The organism is Micromonospora reichwaldensis, from assembly GCF_031845925.1.
Lineage (GTDB): Bacteria > Actinomycetota > Actinomycetes > Mycobacteriales > Micromonosporaceae > Micromonospora > Micromonospora reichwaldensis.
In genome coordinates this window covers 174650-192650 of record NZ_JAVRFL010000010.1, presented here as the reverse complement: position 1 = coordinate 192650, position 18001 = coordinate 174650, and the positions used below count along the sequence as shown (strand labels likewise).

The following is an 18001-nucleotide window of genomic DNA, read 5'->3' as shown; positions in this document are numbered from 1 at the left end:
GGGGTGGGGGGTGGGGTCAGGTCGGGGGGCGCCATTGGGCGGCCGTGGTGGCGGCCGTGGAGAGGAGGCGGGGGGTGAGGGCGCCCAGGGCTACGTCGCGGGCGCGCAGCGCCAGCGGGCCCCGGGCCTTCAGCACCGCCGACATCCGGCGGGTCTGCCGGACCACCGTCGCCGCCCGGGGCCGGCGCACCCGGTCGTACGCGACCACCGCATCGGGCAGGCGGGACTCGCGCAGCAGCGAGGCGAGGGTCGCGGCGTCCTCGAAGGCGAGGCAGGCGCCCTGGCCGAGGTGCGGCGGCATGGCGTGGGCGGCGTCGCCGAGCAGCACCACCCCGCCCGGACCGGTCGGGAAGCCGTACGACCGCGGCAGCGGCCGTAGCTCGCGGATCTCCTGCTGCACCACGTCCGTCGGGTCGGTGGCGTCGAGCAGGTCGGCGATCGGCGCGGGCCAGCCCGCGTACCAGCGACGGAGCAGGGCGAGCTGGGTCTCCGGCGGCTCCGGGCGGGGCGCGCCGACGGCGGTGGCGACCCAGTAGATGCCGCCCCGGCTGGAGCCGCCGGAGGAGCCGCGATCGCCGAGCGAGGCCGACACGAAGCGGTAGCCGGCACCGAGCACCTCGCCGCCGACGGGCCGGTCGGCGGGCAGCTTCGGGGCCCGGTACCAGGGGATCACCGCCCGCCAGGCGGCGCAGCCGGAGCTGACCACGCCGGACTCGGGGGCGAGTTGCCGGCGCAGCGCACTGTCGGTGCCGTCGGCGGCGACGACCAGGTCGGCCTCGATGGTGTGCCGGCCGTCGCCGACCGAGGGACGCTCCCCGGAGACGGCGCGGACCGTCCGCACGGTCACCCCGGTGCGCAGCTCGACCTCGTCACCCAGGCCGGCGATGAGCGCGTCGTGCAGGTCCTCCCGGTGCACCACCACCGGCATCCGGTCGGCCGGCGTGGGGCGGGGCTGCACCAGCCAGTGCCCGTCCGGGCGGCGCACCCCGCCGTCGGGCAGCCCCGTGGCGATCGCCTCCAGGCCGGCGCCGAGGCCCAGGGCGCGCAGCGCGCGTACGCCGTTGGGCCAGAGCGCCACGGCGGTCGGCTCGGGGCGGACGCGGTCGGCACGCTCCAGCAGGGTGACCCGCCAGCCGGAGCGGGCCAGCGCGCCGGCGACCGCGAGGCCGCCGATCCCGGCGCCGACCACGACCGCGCTACGCATCGGGTGCTCCTCCTCAGCTGTCGCGCTCGGCGGGCCGGGTGCCCGTGGCCCCGGCCCGGTCCTGCGGGGTCTCCCCGGCGGGCGCGCCGTCGTCCCCGGCGGCGGTCGACTTGATCGGCAGGTCGTCGTCGGTGTCCGCCGCGCTCGACGGCCCGTCAGCCTCGGCGTCCGGCTGGGCCGGCGTCTCGCCGGTCTCCCGCCAGAGCCGGTACTGCTCCTCGTTCACCACCCGGTAGCCCTGCGGGGCCGCCGGCCGGGCACCGGCCTCCCGCGCGGACAGGTCGACCTGCGAGACGCCGGAGTCGACGGCCGGCTCCGCGGTCGCGGCGGCGCCGATGGGGATGACGTACTCCCGGGGGCCGCGCACCCGCACGAAGTAGGCCAGGGCGCCGAGGAACACCAGGCCGGCGGTCCAGACGTTCAGGCGTACGCCGAGGATGGTGTTCGCCTCGTCGGTGCGCATCAGCTCGATCCAGAACCGCCCGGCCGTGTAGCCCATGACGTAGAGCGCGAACGCCCGTCCCCGGCCGAGGCGCAGCTTGCGGTCGAGGACGAGGACGAGCGCGGCCACGCCGACGTTCCACAGCAGCTCGTAGGCGAACGTCGGGTGGTAGAGGCCCGGTTCGAGGATCGGCGTGCCGGCGTCGTCGCGCAGCGCGTGGCCCGGGTTGTCCGGGTCCATCCGGTGGATCTCCAGCCCCCACGGCAGGGTGGTCCGGCCGCCGTAGAGCTCGTTGTTGAACCAGTTGCCGAGCCGGCCGATCGCCTGGGCCAGCGGCAGGCCGGGGGCCAGCGCGTCGGCGACCACCCCGAACGGGATGCCGAGCTGCCGGGCCGCGAACCACGCGCCGACGGCCCCGCCGGCCACCGCGCCCCAGATGCCGAGACCGCCCTCCCAGATGGCGAACGCCTTCATCGGGTCACCGCCGGTGCCGAAATACTTCTCCGGAGAGGTGATCACGTGGTAGATGCGGGCGCCGACGATGCCGGCCGGCACCGCCCAGACCGCGATGTCGAGGACAGCACCGGGGGCGACGCCGCGCTGGCGCAACCGCCGCTCGGTGACCCAGCAGGCCACCACGATGCCGACGATGATGCACAGCGCGTACGCCCGGATCGGCACCGGTCCGAGCTGCCAGACGGCGGTGCTGGGGCTGGGCAGGGCCGCCTGGGGAGTCAGCGAGGCGAGAGTCACGGATGCACACGCTACCGCCGTGGCCCCCTCCGGTGGCACCCCGGTCCACCGTCCGCCGGTCCCGGTGACTTCTGGTTTGCGCCGCCGTAGGCTCTTTGTCCATGAGCGCGTTCACCTGGGCGGTCGCCGCGGTCGTCACCGACGACGCCGGCCGGGTGCTGCTGTGCCGGCAGGGCCGGGGCGAGCGCCACGGCCTGCCCGGTGGGCGGCTGCGCCCGGCCGAGAGCCCCGTGCACGCCGTCACGCGCGACATCCGGGCCGAGACCGGGTGGGAGGTCGAGGTCGTCGACCTCGTCGGCCTCTACCACCTCGCCGGGCGGTACGGGGCAGCGCCGGCGGCGCTCGCCCGTCCGGCCCCGGCGGCCGGGCGCGCCGGGCCGCTGCCCGACGTCCTGGTGCACGTCTTCCGGGCGCGTACGCGGGGGTCGGGGCCGGCCGGCGACCCGGCGGGCGGCTGCCGGCTGTCCTGGCACCACCCCTCGGCACTGCCCGAGGCGCTCACCCCGACCACCCGGACGGCGCTCACCGACGCCCTGGCGGGCCGCTCCGGCGTGCTGCGTGACGCCGCCCCGGGCGTCCCGGCGCCGACGGCGGGCCACCCACCGGGGCAGCGGAGCACCCCGCCGGCCGACCGGGCACCGCGCCACTGACCGGGGCGGGGCGGGAGAGCGGCAGGGGGGCGGCAGAGGTCAGCGGGTCGGGTTGCGGACGCCCTCGGCGAGTTCCGCGCTCAGCGCGCGCAGGGCGGCCAGCCCGGATTTCTCATCGGGCGCGTCGAGCAGGCAGCGGATCAGCGCACTGCCGACGATGACGCCGTCGGCGTACCCGGCGACCGTGCCGGCCTGCGCGCCCGTGCCGACGCCCAGCCCGACGCCGACCGGCAGGTCGGTGACCTCCCGCGTGCGGGAGACCAGGATCGGGGCCGCGTCGGAGGTCTTCGCCCGGGCGCCGGTGACACCCATGATCGCGGTGGCGTAGACGAAGCCCCGGCAGTGCTCGACGGTCATCGCCAGCCGCGCGTCGGTCGAGGACGGCGAAACCAGGAAGGTGCGGTCCAGCCCGTACGCGTCCGAGGCGGCGAGCCACTCGCCGGCCTCCTCCGGGATCAGGTCGGGGGTGACCAGCCCGGTGCCCCCGGCCGAGGCGAGGTCCCGGGCGAAGGCGTCGACGCCGTAGCGCTCGACCGGATTCCAGTAGGTCATGGTGACCACGGGCGCGCCGGTGGCCGCGACGGCCTCGATGACGCGCAGCGTGTCGCGGGTGCGTACGCCGCCGGCGAGGGCGATGTCGCTGGCCTTCTGGATCACCGGGCCGTCCATCACCGGATCCGAGTACGGGATCTCCACCTCGATGACGTCGACGCCGGCGGAGACCATGGCGGTCATCGCGGCGATGCTGCCCTCGACGGTCGGGAAGCCGGCCGGCATGCAGCCGACCAGTACGGCCCGCCCGTCGGCGCGGGCCTTGTCGAAGGCCACCCCGATCCGGCTCACGTTCTCACTGCTCCTTGTCGAGGATGCCGAAGTAGTCGCCGGCGGTGTGCACGTCCTTGTCGCCCCGGCCGGAGAGGTTGACCACGATCGTCGGCTCCCGGCCCAGCTCGGCGGTGAGCTTCGGCGCGATCTTGAGGGTGCCGGCGAGCGCGTGCGCGCTCTCGATCGCCGGGATGATGCCCTCGGTGCGGCAGAGCAGCTCGAACGCCGCCATCGCCTCCTCGTCGGTGACCGGCAGGTACGTCGCCCGGCCGCTGTCGTGCAGCCAGGCGTGCTCCGGCCCGACGCCCGGGTAGTCCAGCCCGGCGGAGATCGAGTGCGACTCGCACGTCTGCCCGTCGGCGTCCTGGAGCACGTACGTCCGGGTGCCGTGCAGCACCCCGGCGGACCCGCCGGTGATGCTGGCCGCGTGCCGGCCGGTCTCCACCCCGTCGCCGCCGGCCTCGAAGCCGTAGAGCCGCACGTCGGGGTCGCCGACGAAGGCGTGGAAGATGCCCAGCGCGTTGGAGCCGCCGCCGACGCAGGCGGTGACGGCGTCCGGCAGCGCGCCGGTGAGGTCGAGGCACTGCTGGCGCGCCTCGTCGCCGATGCCCCGGACGAAGTCGCGGACCATCGCCGGGAAGGGGTGCGGCCCGGCGGCGGTGCCGATCAGGTAGTGGGTGTCGTCGACGTTGGCGACCCAGTCGCGCATCGCCTCGTTCATCGCGTCCTTCAGGGTGCGCGAGCCGTTGGTGACGGGGACGACGGTGGCGCCGAGCATCCGCATCCGGGCCACGTTGAGCGCCTGCCGCTCGGTGTCGACCTGCCCCATGTAGACCACGCAGTCGAGGTCGAACAGGGCCGCGGCGGTGGCGGTGGCGACGCCGTGCTGGCCGGCCCCGGTCTCGGCGATCACCCGGCGCTTGCCCATCCGCCTGGTCAGCAGGGCCTGGCCGAGCACGTTGCGCACCTTGTGCGCCCCCGTGTGGTTGAGGTCCTCCCGCTTGAGCAGCACCCGCGCGCCCAGCTTGGCGGAGAACCGCTCCGCCGCGTAGAGCAGCGAGGGGGTGCCGGCGTAGTCGCGCAGCAGGGCGCCGAACTCGGCCCGGAACGACTCGTCGGCCATCGCCGCGCGGTGCGCCGCGTCCAGCTCGTCGAGCGCCGCGACCAGCGCCTCCGGTACGAACCGGCCGCCGAACCGGCCGAAGTGACCGGCGGGGTCGGGCAGCGGACCGGCCGCGGCGGCCGTCACGTCGGCGCTCATGGGATCGATCGTCCTCTCGGTGCTGACGGACCGGCGCGGGGTCAGCGCACCGGGCGGGGCGTGGCCGGGTGGTTGCCGGCGTTGACCAGCTCGGCCACCGCCTCACGGGGGCTCTTCTGGGTGACCAGGCCCTCGCCGACCAGGACCGCGTCGGCGCCCGCCGAGGCGTACCGGATGAGGTCGTGCGGGCCACGCACCCCCGACTCCGCGATCTTGACGACGCTGCTGGGCAGGCCGGGCGCGATCCGCTCGAACACCGAGCGGTCGACCTCCAGGGTACGCAGGTTGCGGGCGTTGACCCCGATGACCTGGGCACCAGCCTCCAGGGCGCGGTCGGCCTCCTCCTCGTCGTGGACCTCGACCAGCGCGGTCATGCCCAGCGACTCGATCCGCTCCAGCAGGCCGACGAGGGCGTTCTGCTCCAGCGCGGCGACGATCAGCAGCACCAGGTCGGCACCGTGCGCGCGGGCCTCGTGCACCTGGTAGCTGGAGACGACGAAGTCCTTGCGCAGCACCGGGATGCGGACGGCGGCGCGGACGGCGGCCAGGTCGTCGAGCGAGCCACCGAACCAGCGGCCCTCGGTCAGCACGCTGATCGCCCGCGCCCCGCCGGCGGCGTAGTCGCCGGCCAGGTCGGCCGGGTCGGCGATCTCGGCCAGCCGCCCCTTGGACGGCGACGAGCGCTTCACCTCGGCGATCACCGCGACGCCCGGCTTGCGCAGGGCCGCGTACGCGTCCAGCGGCGGCGGCGCGGCGGCGGCCAGTTCACGGATCCGCTCCAGCGGAACCTGCTCCTGGCGCCGGGCGACGTCCTCGCGCACGCCGGCCAGGATCTCGTCGAGCACGCCTACGGACGCTGCCGTACCGGCCTCGTCCCCCTCCGCGTGCGCATGCTCAGCAGTCACCAACGGACTCCCCTCTCCGGGTGTCATGGGCCGATGCTAGGGGGCGCCACCTGGCGACGGCCGCCGGGGGTATGGCGTGCCTCACGAGATGGGCTGGGGCATAATGGCCGACCTCCGGTGAACGGGATGTCACGCAGGGCGACCGCACCCCGCGACGACCGACACCCGACCATTCCCGCCTCCGCCCCCAGGTCATCGACGTGATCCTATCTGAGGGCGCGGCCGGCCGCCCGGTCCGGCACCCGCCGCGGACGCCGGTCGATGGTGTGACCTACCTCAAGGTCGAACGGCCCTTTGCCTGGTGGCGGCCCTGCGAGCAGTGTTGACGTGTCGGTCACCACGGCGAAACGTGAACCAGCCAGCATCGTCCTCGGGCAGACTCGATGACGCGCCTGCCCCACCGTCACCAACGATCCTCGCGGGGTGATCATGAGCACTGTCGAGCCGCACCAGCCCATCGGACTGACGACCGTCTCGCGCACGGTCGCATCGCTCGCCGTGGGCGTGGTCCACACCCTGGAGCGCGCCGTGGTGGGCGAGGCCCGCATGCGGACCGCGCGGGGCAACGCCTGGGAGGCGGTCTGCGCCGACCGGGCCCGGGCCGAGCAGCGGGCCGAGCTGGACCGCCTGGTGGCGGAGCTGGCGGCGGCCCGGGCCGCCGCCCGCGAGCGCCAGCCGGTCAGCTGACCGTCGGGTCCTCGCCCCGGTCCAGCGCGTCCCACGCCTCGGTGGTGTGCCGGCCGGTGACCCGGTCGTCCTCGCCCCGGGCAGCCGGCGCGGCGTCACCCGCGGGCCGCCGCTCGTAGCGGGCGCCCATCGCCGGCCAGCGCCGCCCCCGCAGCGCCGTCAGCAGCCCGCCCGCCGTGGCGAGCACCCCGCCGAGCAGGCAGAGCGCCGGCCACTGCCGGGCGACCTCGCCGTCGAACGCCGCGACCAGGCCGTAGCCGCCGCCGGCCGCCACGGCCGCGCCGAGCACGCACAGCAGCCCGCCCAGCAGCCGCCGCGCCCGGCCCCGGGTGGCGAGCACGGCCCCGCCGCCGGCCAGCCCGACGAGGGCCAGCGCCGGCAGCCAGGGCAGCAGGCCGGCGCCCGTGCGGGCGTCGCGTACCGGCGGCAGCGGGCTGGGCCGGGCGGTCAGCTCGACCGCCCAGGTGCGGGTCGACGCCCACAGCGCCAGGCCCGCGCCGGCCACGCAGAGCAGCACGGCGTACGTCAGCTCGCGCCGGTGCGTGCCGGGCGGCGCGCTGCGGCCGGCGTCGGCGGCCGGAGTCGTCCCCGGCTCCTGGCCGCGCGGCTCGGCGGCCGTCATCGGGCGGGCCGGAGGGTCTCGGCGGCGGCGATGGCGGCGAGCACGGCGGCGGCCTTGTTCCGGGTCTCCTGGTCCTCGGCGGCCGGGTCGGAGTCGGCCACCACCCCCGCCCCGGCCTGCACGTACGCCCTGCCGTCGCGCATCAGCGCGGTACGGATCGCGATCGCCATGTCCAGGTCACCGCCGAAGCCGAAGTAGCCCACGGTGCCGCCGTAGATGCCGCGCCGCACCGGTTCCAGCTCCTCGATGATCTCCATGGCCCGCACCTTCGGCGCGCCGGAGAGGGTGCCGGCGGGGAAGGTCGCGGCCAGCGCGTCGAAGGCCGTGCGGTCCTCGCGCAGCGTGCCGACCACGGTCGAGACGATGTGCATGACGTGGCTGTAGCGCTCGATGGTGGCGAACTCCGGCACCTCGACGGTGCCCGGGCGGCAGACCCGGCCCAGGTCGTTGCGCCCCAGGTCGACAAGCATCACGTGCTCGGCGCGCTCCTTCGGGTCGGCGAGCAGCTCCGCGGCGAGGCGGGCGTCGGCCTCGGGGGTGCCGCCGCGCGGCCGGGTGCCGGCGATCGGGTGCAGCAGCGCCCGCTGCCGCCCCTCGGCGTCGCCGGTCACCTTCAGGTGCGCCTCCGGGGAGGAGCCGACGATGTCGAAGCCGTCGAAGCGCAGCAGGTACATGTACGGGCTGGGGTTCGTCGTGCGCAGCACGCGGTAGACGTCCAGCGGGTCGGCGTGCGTGTCCCGCTCGAACCGCTGGGCCAGCACGATCTGGAAGCACTCGCCGGCCCGGATCGCCTCCTTGGCCGCCTCGACGGCCTTCGGGTAGCCGCCCTCGGGCGTACGGCTGCGCACCTCGCCGGCCGGGGGCCGCCCGACGGTCGAGACCATCGGCGGGATCGGCCGGGACAGCGCGGTGGTCATCGCGTCGAGCCGCCCGACCGCGTGGTGGTAGGCCGCCGTGACCTGGGCGTCCCGGTCCGGCTCGGCCAGCGGCGGCAGGATCGCGTTGGCGACGAGGATCGCCGAGCCGTCGTAGTGGTCGAGCACGACCAGGTCGGTGGCGAGCATCATGCCCAGCTCGGGCACGCCCAGGTCGTCCTCGGTCAGCTCGGGCAGCCGCTCGAAGCGCCGGATCAGCTCGTAGCCGAGGTAGCCGACCATGCCGCCGGTCAGCGGGGGCATGCCGCTGGTCGCGTCGAACGCCGGGCCGGCGAGCGCCTCGACGGTCTCGCGCAGCACCCGGACCGGGTCGCCGGAGGTGGGCAGGCCGGCCGGTGGGTGGCCCGTCCACAGCGCGGCGCCGTCCCGTTCGGTCAGCGTGGCGCTGCTGCGTACGCCGATGAACGAGTAGCGCGACCAGGCCAGGCCGGCGGAGCCGACGCCCTGCTCGGCCGACTCCAGCAGGAACGTCCCCGGGCCGCCGGCGAGCTTGCGGTAGACGCCGACGGGGGTCTCCGCGTCGGCCAGCAGCCGGCGGGTGACCGGCACGACCCGCCAGCGGGCGGCCAGCTCGGCGAAGGTGGCCGGATCGGGGCTGACCGCGCCGTCGGTGCGGGAGCCGCCGGGCGTGACGCGCTGCCCGCTCACCGGGCACCCGCCCCGTCCCCGCCGACCGGCAGCTCGGTGAAGAAGCAGGTGCGGTGCCCCGTGTGGCAGGCCGCGCCGACCTGGTCGACGTCGACCAGCAGCGCGTCGCCGTCGCAGTCCAGCGCCACCGCGCGGACGTACTGGTGGTGCCCGGAGGTGGCGCCCTTGACCCAGTACTCCCGGCGGCTGCGCGACCAGTAGGTGGCCCGGCCGGTGGTCAGGGTGCGGTGCAGCGCCTCGTCGTCCATCCAGGCGACCATCAGCACCTCACCCGAGTCGTGCTGGCGGACCACGGCGGCCACCAGCCCGTCGGGGGTGCGGCGCAGCCGGGCGGCGATGGCCGGGTCGAGCCGGGACGGACGGACCGCGCCGTCGGCCGCGGGCTCCTGCGGACTGGGGTGGGCGCCGGTCACGGGCGCGTCAGGTACGGGCACAGTGACCCATTGTCCCGCACGCGGGGCGGGCACGGGTGACGGCTCCCGCCGGGGCCGCGGCGGCCGGTGGGCGGGCCGGGTCAGCTGGTCGACGTAGCGGTCCAGCCGGCCGTCGGTCAGGGCGTCGGCCAGGTCCGCGCCGGCGGCCCGCGCGACCTCGGCGGCGTACGGGCGGACCAGCGGCAGGACGCCGGTGACAAGGCGGGCCGCGGCGGCGCAGAGCTGGCCGACGGAGCCGGGCCGCAGGCCGAGGCAGAGCAGCAGGTCCTCCCGGTAGCGCGGGGGCGCCACCGGCAGGTCGAGGGCGGCGGCGAACGCCGCCCGCCGGGACGTCACCCGGACCGTGGGGTTGGCCAGCCGCAGCACGGACGGGCAGAGCCGGGCCAGATCGGCGGCAGCCAGCCGGACGCCGAGGTGGTCGTCGGCATCCCGCGCGCCGGCCACCTTACCGAGCGTCGCGATCAGCTCCTCCAGCTGCGGCTCGCCGGCGGGATGGCAGAGCACCGGCAGGTCGATCCGGGGCCGCCAGTGCGGGTCCGCCCACAGCAGCCGGGCCGGCGCCGTCACCGGCAGCCCGAACGCCCAGTCGGCGGGCTCGCCGAGGCGGGTCAGCCAGGAGTTCACGTCGCGGGCGGCCACCGATACGTGGGTCAGCCGGCCCCCGTGCTCGGCCAGGAACGCCCGGCGGGCAGCGTACGGGGCGCCGTCGAGCAGCACGTCGACGTCGACGTCGCTGTGTGCGGTGGCGGCCCGCCGGGCGTGGCTGCCGCGCAGCATGATGCCCACCACGGGCTGCTCGGCACCGGCCCGCAACCGGGCCGCCCATTCGCCGAGGAACCTCTCGTCCGGTGACGCAGCGTGACCCACGGCGCCATCGTGCCGTACGTCCGATCAGGGCGCAATGCCCGATGCCGCGCCTGATGCCCGTTGGCGGACCCGCTGTCCGGGTCCGAAGGCTAATGCCCGACCGATCTCCCCGCCGCTCCGGGGTCCGCGCGGGTGGACCGGGGTCGACCGTTGCGGCCCGGCGGGCGTCTCCGCTAGCGTCGAGTTCAACGGATGATGAGTTTCCCCGGGAGGCGCCGGTGGACGAGGCGATCGCCGTACGCGACCTGGTCGTCGAGCGGGGCGGGCGGCGGGTGCTGCACGGCGTCAGCGCGGACGTCCCGCGCGGTTCGGTCACCGGGCTACTCGGCCCGAGCGGCAGCGGCAAGACCACGCTGCTGCGGGCGGTGGTCGGCGTGCAGGTGCTCGGCGCCGGCTCGGTGACCGTGCTGGGGCGTCCCGCCGGGTCGCCGGAGCTGCGCCGCCGCGTCGGCTACCTCACCCAGGCGCCCAGCGTCTACGCCGACCTGACGGTGCGCGAGAACGCGCGCTACTTCGCCGCCCTGCACGGCCGGGGGCGGGCCGAAGCCGACCGGGCGGTCGCCGAGGTCGGGCTCGGGTCGGCCGCCGGCCAACTGGTCGGCACCCTCTCCGGCGGGCAGCGCAGCCGGGCGTCGCTGGCCTGCGCCCTGGTCGGGGAGCCGGAACTGCTCGTCCTCGACGAACCGACCGTCGGCCAGGACCCGGTGCTGCGGGCCGACCTGTGGGCCCGGTTCCACGCCATGGCCGCCGCCGGCACCACCCTGCTGGTCTCCAGCCACGTCATGGACGAGGCGGCCCGCTGCGACCGGCTGCTGCTGATCCGCGAGGGGCGGCTGATAGCCGACGACACCCCCGACGCGGTCCGCGCCGCCGCCGGCACCGACGACCTGGACGAGGCGTTCCTGCGGTTGATCAGGGCGGGCGCCGCCGGACGGGAGGCGTCGTGAACCCCCGGATCCTGGCCGCCACCACCGGCCGCATCCTGCGCCAGCTACGGCACGACCGGCGCACCGTGGCGCTGCTGCTGGTGGTCCCGTCGGTGCTGCTCGCCCTGGTCCACGCCATGTACGTCGACCAGCCCGCCCCGCCGGGGCAGCCGTCGACCTTCGACCGGGTCGCCCTGGTGATGCTCGGCTTCTTCCCTTTCGTGATCATGTTCCTGGTGACCAGCATCGCGATGCTGCGCGAGCGCACCACGGGCACGCTGGAGCGGCTGCTCACCACCCCGCTGGGCAAGCTCGACCTGCTCTTCGGCTACGGCATCGCGTTCGGGCTGGCCGCGGTGGTCCAGGCGGCCGTAGCCTCCGTGGTCGCGTACGGCGTCTTCGGGCTGGAGACCGCCGGACACAGCGGGCTGGTGGTGCTGGTCGCCGCGCTGAACGCCGTGCTCGCCGTCGCACTCGGGCTGTTCTGCAGCGCCTTCGCCCGCACCGAGTTCCAGGCCGTACAGTTCATGCCGGTCGTGGTCGTGCCCCAGTTGCTGCTCTGCGGGCTCTTCGTGCCCCGGGGCGAGATGGCGGGCTGGTTGCAGGCGGTCAGCGACGTGCTGCCCCTGTCGTACGCCGTCGAGGCGCTCCAGGAGGTCGGCGCCCACGCGGAGCCGACCGGCACGATGTGGCGGGACGTGGCGGTGGTCGCCGGCGCGGCGGCGCTGGCGCTGGTGCTCGCCGCGGCCACCCTCCGGCGGCGCAGCGGCTGAGCCGCCGCCCCGACCGGCGGGGCACGACGCGGCCGGCGGCGGCGGGACGACGGTGGAGCGAAGGGCGACGATGGCGCGGCGGACCGGACGACGACCCGGCAACCCGGACACCCGGCAGGCCATCCTCGACGCGGCCCGCGCCGCCTTCGCCGAGCGGGGCTTCGACGGGGCCTCGATCCGGGCCGTCGCCGCCGCCGCGCAGGTGGACCCGGCGCTGGTGCACCACTACTTCGGCAGCAAGGACCGGCTCTTCCTGGCCGCGATGCACGCGCCGGTCGACCCGGCCGAGCTGCTGCCGAGGGTGCTCGCGGGCGACCGCGCGGGTCTCGGGGAGCGGCTGGTGCGCACCTTCCTCGGCGTCTGGGACTCCCCGGCCGGCACCGCCGGCGTGGCCCTGCTGCGCTCGGCGGTGAGCAACGAGTGGACCGCCCGGCTGCTGCGGGAGTTCCTGGTCACCCAGGTGCTGCGCAGGATCCTCGACCAGCTCGACGTCGACCCGGCCGAGCTGCCGCTGCGCGGCTCGCTGGTGGCCAGCCAGCTGATCGGGCTGGCCGTGATGCGGCACGTGGTCCGGCTGGAACCGGTCGCCTCGGCTGCCCCGGAGACCCTCGTCGCGGCGGTCGGCCCCACCGTGCAGCGCTACCTGACGGGCGACCTCGCGGAGGTCTTCGCCGGCTGACCGGACGGCCGGGGCGGCGGCACCCGGTCAGGCGTGGTCGGCGTGCCGGGACGGGGCGTGCCGGCAGACCAGCGGATGCAGGAGCCGGGTCAGCTCCGCCTGGCAGTCCAGCGGACGCGGGAACGCCAGTCGGACACGCCGGCGGGCCCCGGGTCGGCCGTGGACGACCAGCAGGCCGTACCGGTCGATCCGGACCACCCGGGGCGCGGTGTCGGTGCCGCCGTCGGCGAGGCCGAGCTGGCGGCGCAGGTACCCGGCCACCTCGGCGGCGTGGTGGTCGGCGAGGTCGGCCAGGAGCTCACCCTCGACGGCGTGCAGCGGGTCGGGCTCCGCCTCGGCGTACGCCTCGGGGTCGATGCGGCGGACGGTGTCGCCGCGTTCCCAGCGGGCCTCGACCACCTCGAAGCGGTGCAGCCGGAACCGGGTGCCGACGTCGAGCAGGTCACCGGCCGGCTCCACGGCCGCGAAGTCCAGCGCGGCGCGGCGCTCCTCGTCGCCCTCCAGCCGGGCCGCCCAGCCGGAGACCCAGGCCCGGCCGAGGCTCGGCGCGCCGGCGGCGGGCGGCAGGTCCAGCACGTCCAGCACCAGCGCGACCTCGGAGTCGCCGTCGGCGGGGCGCAGCGCGGCGGCGAGGTCGCTGACGACCGGCACGAGCAGCAGCACCCGGCCGTCCGGGTCGGTCACGTGCCGGACCTGGTGCGGGCCGGGCCGGTGCGCGACGTGGGCGATGCCGGGCAGCCGGCCAGCGACGAGGGTGCGGACGATCTCCGCCGGGCTGGGCCGCATGAACGACTCCTTCGTAGGTTAGCCTTACCTAACTCGGAGACTAGAGCACCGGATCGGAGACGTCCAGCGTGAACCAACCCAGGCCCAAGGCCCGCCTCTCCCGCGCCCTCGGCATCCCCCTCACCCGCAAGTGCGTGCGGTACTTCGAGCGGCGCCCCTTCCCGCCCGGAGTGCACGGCCGGCAGCGCCGCAAGACCTCGGACTACCAGGTGCGGCTGCTGGAGAAGCAGCGCCTGCGCCACCAGTACAACGTCAGCGAGACCCAGCTTCGGCGCGCCTTCGACGAGGCCGCCCGGAGCGCGGGCAAGACCGGCGAGAGCCTGGTCGCCCTCCTGGAGCGACGCCTCGACGCGGTGGTGCACCGGGCCGGCCTGACCCGCAGCATCTACCAGGCCCGGCAGCTCGTCGCGCACGGCCACTTCACCGTCGACGGGCGCAAGGTCGACCGGCCGTCGTACCGGCTGCGTCCGGGACAGGTGGTGGCCGTCCGCGAACGCAGCCGCACGACCCTGCCGTTCCAGCTCGCCGCCGCGGGCGCCAACGCCGCCGAGGGACCCGGCCAGCCGTACCTGTCGGTGGAGCTGGCCGAGCTGCGGGCCACGTTGCTGCGCGAGCCCGCCCGGCACGAGGTGCCGGTGATCTGCGACGAGCAGCTGGTGGTGGAGTTCTACTCCCGGTGACCACCGCGCGGCCCGGCGCACCGCCGGGCCGCGCCGCACGGGCCCGACGCCCCCGCCGAATCTGCTCAGCGGGTCTGCTCAGCGGGTCTGCTCCAGCCAGGAGGCGTAGAGCAGGCCGTAGACCGACTCCGGGTCGCGGACCAGCTCGTCGTGCGGGCCGCGCTGCACGATCCGGCCCTTGTCCACCACGATCACCTCGTCGGCGGCCTGCGCCGTGGAGAGCCGGTGCGCGATGGCGAGGGTGGTACGCCCCCGGGTCACCGCGTCCAGGGTGCGTTGCAGCCGCACCTCCGTGGCCGGGTCGACCGCGCTGGTCGCCTCGTCCAGCACCAGCAGGTCCGGGTCGGCCACGTACGCGCGGGCCAGCGCCACCAGCTGCCGCTCCCCCACGCTCAGCGCCTCGCCGCGCTCCCCCACCGGCGTGTGCAGGCCCGACGGGAGCCCGTCCAGCCAGTCCGCCAGCCCCAGCTCGGTGAAGGCCGCCGAGAGCTGCGCGTCGGTCAGCTCCGGGCGGGCGAAGCGGACGTTCTCCGCCACCGTGGCGTCGAAGAGGAAGCCGTCCTGCGGCACCATCACCACCCGCGCGCGCAGCGAGCCGAAGCGGACCCGCTCCAACGGCACGCCCGAGAGCAACACCTGGCCGGCGGTCGGGTCCATCAGGCGGGTGAGCAGCTTGGCGAAGGTGGTCTTGCCGCTGCCCGTCTCGCCCACCACCGCCACCCGGCTCTTCGCCGGGATCTCCAGGCTGACGTCGTGCAGCACGGGCGGACCCCCGGGGTACGCGAAGCGCACCCCCGCGAAGCGGATGTCCAGCGGGCCGGACGGCAGCTCGCGGCCCTGCTCGCCCGGGTCGGCGACGTCCGGCTCGACGTCCAGCACGTCCAGCACCCGGCGCCAGCCCGCGATCGCGTTCTGCGCCTCGTTGAGCACCTCGGTGGCGATCTGCACCGGCTGGATGAAGAGCGTGACCAGGAAGAGGAAGGCGGTCACCTCGCCGATGCTCAGGGTGCGGTCGGCGCCGAGGGTCACCCCGAGCACCACCACGCCGGCCAGCGCCAGGCCGGCCGCCAGCTCCCCGACCGAGCTGCCCATGATGCTGATCCTGATCGCCCGCTGCTGGGCCCGGCGCTGGCCGTCGATCGCCTCGTCGAGCCGGCGGGCCGTCCGGCCGGCGATCCCGTAGGCCCGGATCACCGGCGCGCCGACCACGCTCTCCCCGATCGCGCCGAGCAGCGTGCCCGTACGCTGCCGGACCACCCCGTACGCCCCGGCGAGGCGGCGCTGGAGCCGCCGGATCACGAACACGGCGGGCAGGAAGGCGGCGAAGACCACCAGGGTCAGCTGCCAGGAGTACGCGAACATGACAAGCGTGGTGACCGCCAGCTGACCGAGGTTGATCACCAGGATCACGCCGCCCCACTGGAGGAACTGGGTGATCTGGTCGACGTCGCTGGTCACCCGGGAGACCAGCGAACCACGCCGCTCCGACTGCTGGTGCAGCATCGACAGGTCGTGCACGTGCCGGAACGCCCGGATCCGCACGTTGGCCAGCGCGGTCTCGCTGACCGTGAAGAGCCGGCGCATCATCAGGTAGCCGCAGAGCGTGGTCACCACCAGCACCGCGGCGGTGGCGACGACCACCGTCCAGACCACGCCCAGGTCCAGGCCGCCGACGATGCCGTTGTCGATGCCCTGCTGCACCGCCACCGGGACGGCCGCCCGGCCGACCATGTAGACCAGGGCCAGGCCGAGCGTGCCGGCCAGGCCGACCCGCAGCTCCGGGGAGAGCGCCAGACCGCGGCGCAGCGTCTGCCACGTCGTCTCGGTCGTCTCCGGAACGTCGGCGGCCTCGGCCTCGGCCTTCCGTGCCGTGGCCGTGGCAGTGGTCACCGGGCTCGCCTTTCGTTCGCGACTGCGGGGCTCCGCTGCGCTGCACTCCTCGCGCTCACCGGTGCTGGCCTTTCGTTCGCGACTGCGGGGCTCCGCTGCGCTGCACTCCTCGCGCTCACCGGTCCACCTCGATCTCCAGGCCCGACGTCAGCGGGGCGACCTCGTCGTACGTCTCGTCCTTCGCGTGGTCGACCTCGGCCTGCTCGTAGGCGGTGACCAGGTCGGCGTAGCCCGGCACCGTGGCCAGCAGCTCGGTGTGCGGGCCGCGGGCGAGCACCCGGCCCTGTTCCAGGTAGACCACCTCGTCGGCCAGCGCGATGGTGGCCCGCCGGTAGGCGACCACCAGGATCGACGCGGCCGGCGCCCCGGCCTGCCCCGCCGAGGAGCGCAGGCCGGCCAGGATGGCCGCCTCCACCCGCGGGTCGACGGCGCTGGTCGCGTCGTCGAGGACCAGCAGGCGGGGCCGGCCGGCGAGCGCGCGGGCCAGGGTGAGCCGCTGCCGCTGGCCGCCGGAGAGCGAGGTGCCCCGCTCGCCGACCCTCGTGTCGAGCCCGTCGGGCAGGGCCGCGACGAAGCCGTCCGCCTCGGCCAGCCGCAGCGCGGCCCAGACGTCGTCGTCACCGATGCCCGGCCGGTCCAGCGTGACGTTGGCCCGCACCGTGTCGTCGAAGACGAACGGCACCTGGGCGACCAGCGCGGCGGTGCCCGCCAGCGAGGCGGCGGTGAGCCGGCGGACGTCCACCCCGTCCACGCACACCGTGCCGGCCAGCGGGTCGACCAGCCGCACGGCCAGCGCGGCGATCGTCGACTTGCCGGAGCCGGTCGGCCCGACCAGGGCGACGGTCTTCCCGGCGGGCACGGTGAAGGAGACCTCGCCGAGCACCTCCGTGCCGGGCAGGTGCGCCTCGGCGGGCTCGTAGCCGAACCGGACGCCCGCGAACGCGAGGGTGGCCGGGCGGTCCGTCACGTCGAGCGCCGTGTCGCCGTACGCCATCTCGCCGGTCGCGTCGAGCACCCGGCGGACCCGGTCCCAGCCGGCGACGCTGCGCGGCAGCTCGGCCAGCACCCAGCCGATGGCCCGGACGGGGAACGCCAGCACCGTGAAGAGGAAGGCGACGCTGATCAGCTCGGCGACGCTGATCGCGCCCTGTTGCAGCCGGATCGCGCCGACCACCAGCACGGCGAGGGTGCCGAGGCTGGGCAGGGCCTCCAGCAGCGGGTCGAAGACGCCGCGCAGCCGCCCGACCGCCACCAGCGAGTCGCGCAGCTCGCCCGCGCGGGCGGCGAAGCGGTCGGTCTCCTGCGCCTCCCGGCCCATCGTCTTGACGACCAGGGCGCCGTCGAAGCTCTCGTGCGCGATGCCGCTGACCTCGGCGCGCAGCCGCTGGGCCCGGGCCTGGCGGGGGGCCATCCGGCGGGAGTAGGCGACGTTGAGCGCGAAGAGCGCCGGGAAGACCGCGACGCCGACCAGGGCCAGCGCCCAGTCGGTGGCGAAGAGCGACGCCACCGCGCCGACCAGCATCACCAGGGTGCCGACCGCGAACGGCAGCGGGGCGATCGGGTACCAGGCGGCCTCGACGTCGGAGTTGGCGTTGGACAGCAGCGTGCCGGTGGCGTTGCGGTGGTGCCAGGACAGCGGCAGCTCCAGGTAGCGGCGGGTGACCCGGCGCCGGTAGGCGGCCTGGAGGCGGTACTGCATGTAACCCGCGCCGAGCCGGCGGCCGAAGATGCCGGCCACCCGCAGCACGCTGATGCCGAACAGCGCGACGGCCGCCAGGGCCAGCCCGCCGACCCCGACCTCGCCACGCTCGATCGCCGGCACCACCACGTCGCCGACCACGGCACCCACCACGTAGGCGCTGGCCACCGTCATGGCGCCGAAGAGCACGCTGCCGCTCACCGCGACCGCGAAGATGCGCGGCTGCTCCCGGATCGCCCGCCCGAGGACGGCCAGCCCCCGCACCAGCACGTCCCGACTTGTCCTGCTCGCCACGCTCTCCCCCGCCGTAAGCCACACCTATCCTCCTCATCCTT

At 75.7% G+C, this 18001-nt stretch carries 17 protein-coding genes and 1 pseudogene; 6 read left to right on the top strand and 12 right to left on the bottom strand.

All coding sequences use genetic code 11. The features are described from left to right. Positions 1-16: 16 nt before the first annotated feature. Both RM555_RS11135 and lgt read right to left on the bottom strand, forming a co-directional pair. Positions 17-1204, bottom strand: a complete 1188-nt coding sequence (locus RM555_RS11135; protein WP_311411658.1) for an FAD-dependent oxidoreductase — start codon at positions 1202-1204, stop codon at positions 17-19. Between the two features lie 13 nt (positions 1205-1217). Continuing rightward, positions 1218-2399, bottom strand: coding sequence for a prolipoprotein diacylglyceryl transferase (gene lgt / locus RM555_RS11130; RefSeq protein WP_311411657.1), 1182 nt, complete (start codon positions 2397-2399; stop codon positions 1218-1220). A 101-nt stretch (positions 2400-2500) separates the two neighbouring features. On the opposite strand from lgt, the gene RM555_RS11125 reads away from it, so the two are divergent. Next, positions 2501-3049: an NUDIX hydrolase gene (locus tag RM555_RS11125; protein ID WP_311411656.1), complete on the top strand. Its 549-nt coding sequence runs from the start codon at positions 2501-2503 to the stop codon at positions 3047-3049. 39 nt (positions 3050-3088) lie between these two features. Here the strand turns inward: RM555_RS11125 and trpA are convergent, their stop codons facing one another. Genes trpA through trpC form a run of 3 tightly spaced genes read right to left on the bottom strand, consistent with a single transcriptional unit; the run spans position 3089 to position 5980 of the window. Next, on the bottom strand, positions 3089-3892 hold the full coding sequence (trpA, locus tag RM555_RS11120) for a tryptophan synthase subunit alpha (RefSeq protein ID WP_311411655.1): 804 nt from the start codon (positions 3890-3892) through the stop codon (positions 3089-3091). A gap of 4 nt (positions 3893-3896) precedes the next feature. Next, positions 3897-5135 carry a tryptophan synthase subunit beta gene (gene trpB, locus RM555_RS11115; RefSeq protein WP_311411654.1) on the bottom strand — a complete coding sequence of 413 codons (1239 nt, stop codon included), beginning with the start codon at positions 5133-5135 and terminating at the stop codon, positions 3897-3899. 41 nt (positions 5136-5176) lie between these two features. Then, positions 5177-5980 (bottom strand): indole-3-glycerol phosphate synthase TrpC, encoded by an 804-nt coding sequence (gene trpC / locus RM555_RS11110; RefSeq protein WP_192581374.1) that lies wholly within the window; start codon positions 5978-5980, stop codon positions 5177-5179. 489 nt (positions 5981-6469) lie between these two features. On the opposite strand from trpC, the gene RM555_RS11105 reads away from it, so the two are divergent. After that, positions 6470-6727 (top strand): hypothetical protein, encoded by a 258-nt coding sequence (locus RM555_RS11105; RefSeq protein WP_101415126.1) that lies wholly within the window; start codon positions 6470-6472, stop codon positions 6725-6727. Here the strand turns inward: RM555_RS11105 and RM555_RS11100 are convergent. From RM555_RS11100 to RM555_RS11085, 4 genes and pseudogenes are all read right to left on the bottom strand, one after another. Further along, a complete protein-coding gene (locus tag RM555_RS11100) occupies positions 6720-7349 on the bottom strand; it encodes a Trp biosynthesis-associated membrane protein (protein WP_311411653.1) in 630 nt (209 codons plus the stop codon). The genes RM555_RS11105 and RM555_RS11100 overlap by 8 nt on opposite strands. Next, positions 7346-8932: an anthranilate synthase component I gene (locus tag RM555_RS11095; protein ID WP_311411652.1), complete on the bottom strand. Its 1587-nt coding sequence runs from the start codon at positions 8930-8932 to the stop codon at positions 7346-7348. The genes RM555_RS11100 and RM555_RS11095 overlap by 4 nt, the downstream gene beginning before the upstream one ends. Next, positions 8929-9366, bottom strand: a complete 438-nt coding sequence (hisI, locus tag RM555_RS11090) for a phosphoribosyl-AMP cyclohydrolase (protein WP_311411668.1) — start codon at positions 9364-9366, stop codon at positions 8929-8931. The genes RM555_RS11095 and hisI overlap by 4 nt, the downstream gene beginning before the upstream one ends. Positions 9367-9546: 180 nt before the next feature. Then, positions 9547-10143: pseudogene (locus RM555_RS11085) on the bottom strand (phosphoribosyl-AMP cyclohydrolase); the annotation flags it as partial. 308 nt (positions 10144-10451) lie between these two features. On the opposite strand from RM555_RS11085, the gene RM555_RS11080 reads away from it, so the two are divergent. The 3 genes from RM555_RS11080 to RM555_RS11070 all read left to right on the top strand — a co-directional run bounded on the left by RM555_RS11080 (position 10452) and on the right by RM555_RS11070 (position 12611). After that, entirely contained in the window at positions 10452-11180 is a 729-nt protein-coding gene (locus RM555_RS11080) for an ABC transporter ATP-binding protein (protein WP_311411651.1), read from the top strand. Continuing rightward, a complete protein-coding gene (locus RM555_RS11075) occupies positions 11177-11932 on the top strand; it encodes an ABC transporter permease (RefSeq protein WP_311411650.1) in 756 nt (251 codons plus the stop codon). The genes RM555_RS11080 and RM555_RS11075 overlap by 4 nt, the downstream gene beginning before the upstream one ends. Positions 11933-12002: 70 nt before the next feature. Further along, the gene (locus RM555_RS11070; protein ID WP_151454267.1) at positions 12003-12611 is read left to right on the top strand and encodes a TetR/AcrR family transcriptional regulator; all 609 of its coding nucleotides are present in this window, start codon (positions 12003-12005) and stop codon (positions 12609-12611) included. Positions 12612-12638: 27 nt separating this feature from the next. Here the strand turns inward: RM555_RS11070 and RM555_RS11065 are convergent, their stop codons facing one another. Continuing rightward, positions 12639-13397, bottom strand: a complete 759-nt coding sequence (locus tag RM555_RS11065) for a DUF2470 domain-containing protein (RefSeq protein ID WP_311411649.1) — start codon at positions 13395-13397, stop codon at positions 12639-12641. Between the two features lie 68 nt (positions 13398-13465). On the opposite strand from RM555_RS11065, the gene rpsD reads away from it, so the two are divergent. After that, positions 13466-14077, top strand: coding sequence for a 30S ribosomal protein S4 (rpsD, locus tag RM555_RS11060; RefSeq protein ID WP_311411648.1), 612 nt, complete (start codon positions 13466-13468; stop codon positions 14075-14077). A 78-nt stretch (positions 14078-14155) separates the two neighbouring features. Here the strand turns inward: rpsD and RM555_RS11055 are convergent, their stop codons facing one another. Both RM555_RS11055 and RM555_RS11050 read right to left on the bottom strand, forming a co-directional pair. Next, positions 14156-15883 carry an ABC transporter ATP-binding protein gene (locus tag RM555_RS11055; RefSeq protein WP_311411667.1) on the bottom strand — a complete coding sequence of 576 codons (1728 nt, stop codon included), beginning with the start codon at positions 15881-15883 and terminating at the stop codon, positions 14156-14158. 199 nt (positions 15884-16082) lie between these two features. Then, positions 16083-17960: an ABC transporter ATP-binding protein gene (locus RM555_RS11050; RefSeq protein WP_311411666.1), complete on the bottom strand. Its 1878-nt coding sequence runs from the start codon at positions 17958-17960 to the stop codon at positions 16083-16085. Between the last annotated feature and the right edge of the window lie 41 nt (positions 17961-18001).

Coding starts and splice junctions, on each gene's coding strand:
- RM555_RS11135 (WP_311411658.1), bottom strand. CDS start 1,204: ATGCGTAGCGCGGTCGTGGTCGGCGCCGGGATCGGCGGCCTCGCGGTC.
- RM555_RS11125 (WP_311411656.1), top strand. CDS start 2,501: ATGAGCGCGTTCACCTGGGCGGTCGCCGCGGTCGTCACCGACGACGCC.
- trpB (WP_311411654.1), bottom strand. CDS start 5,135: ATGAGCGCCGACGTGACGGCCGCCGCGGCCGGTCCGCTGCCCGACCCC.
- RM555_RS11105 (WP_101415126.1), top strand. CDS start 6,470: ATGAGCACTGTCGAGCCGCACCAGCCCATCGGACTGACGACCGTCTCG.
- RM555_RS11100 (WP_311411653.1), bottom strand. CDS start 7,349: ATGACGGCCGCCGAGCCGCGCGGCCAGGAGCCGGGGACGACTCCGGCC.
- RM555_RS11070 (WP_151454267.1), top strand. CDS start 12,003: ATGGCGCGGCGGACCGGACGACGACCCGGCAACCCGGACACCCGGCAG.
- RM555_RS11065 (WP_311411649.1), bottom strand. CDS start 13,397: ATGCGGCCCAGCCCGGCGGAGATCGTCCGCACCCTCGTCGCTGGCCGG.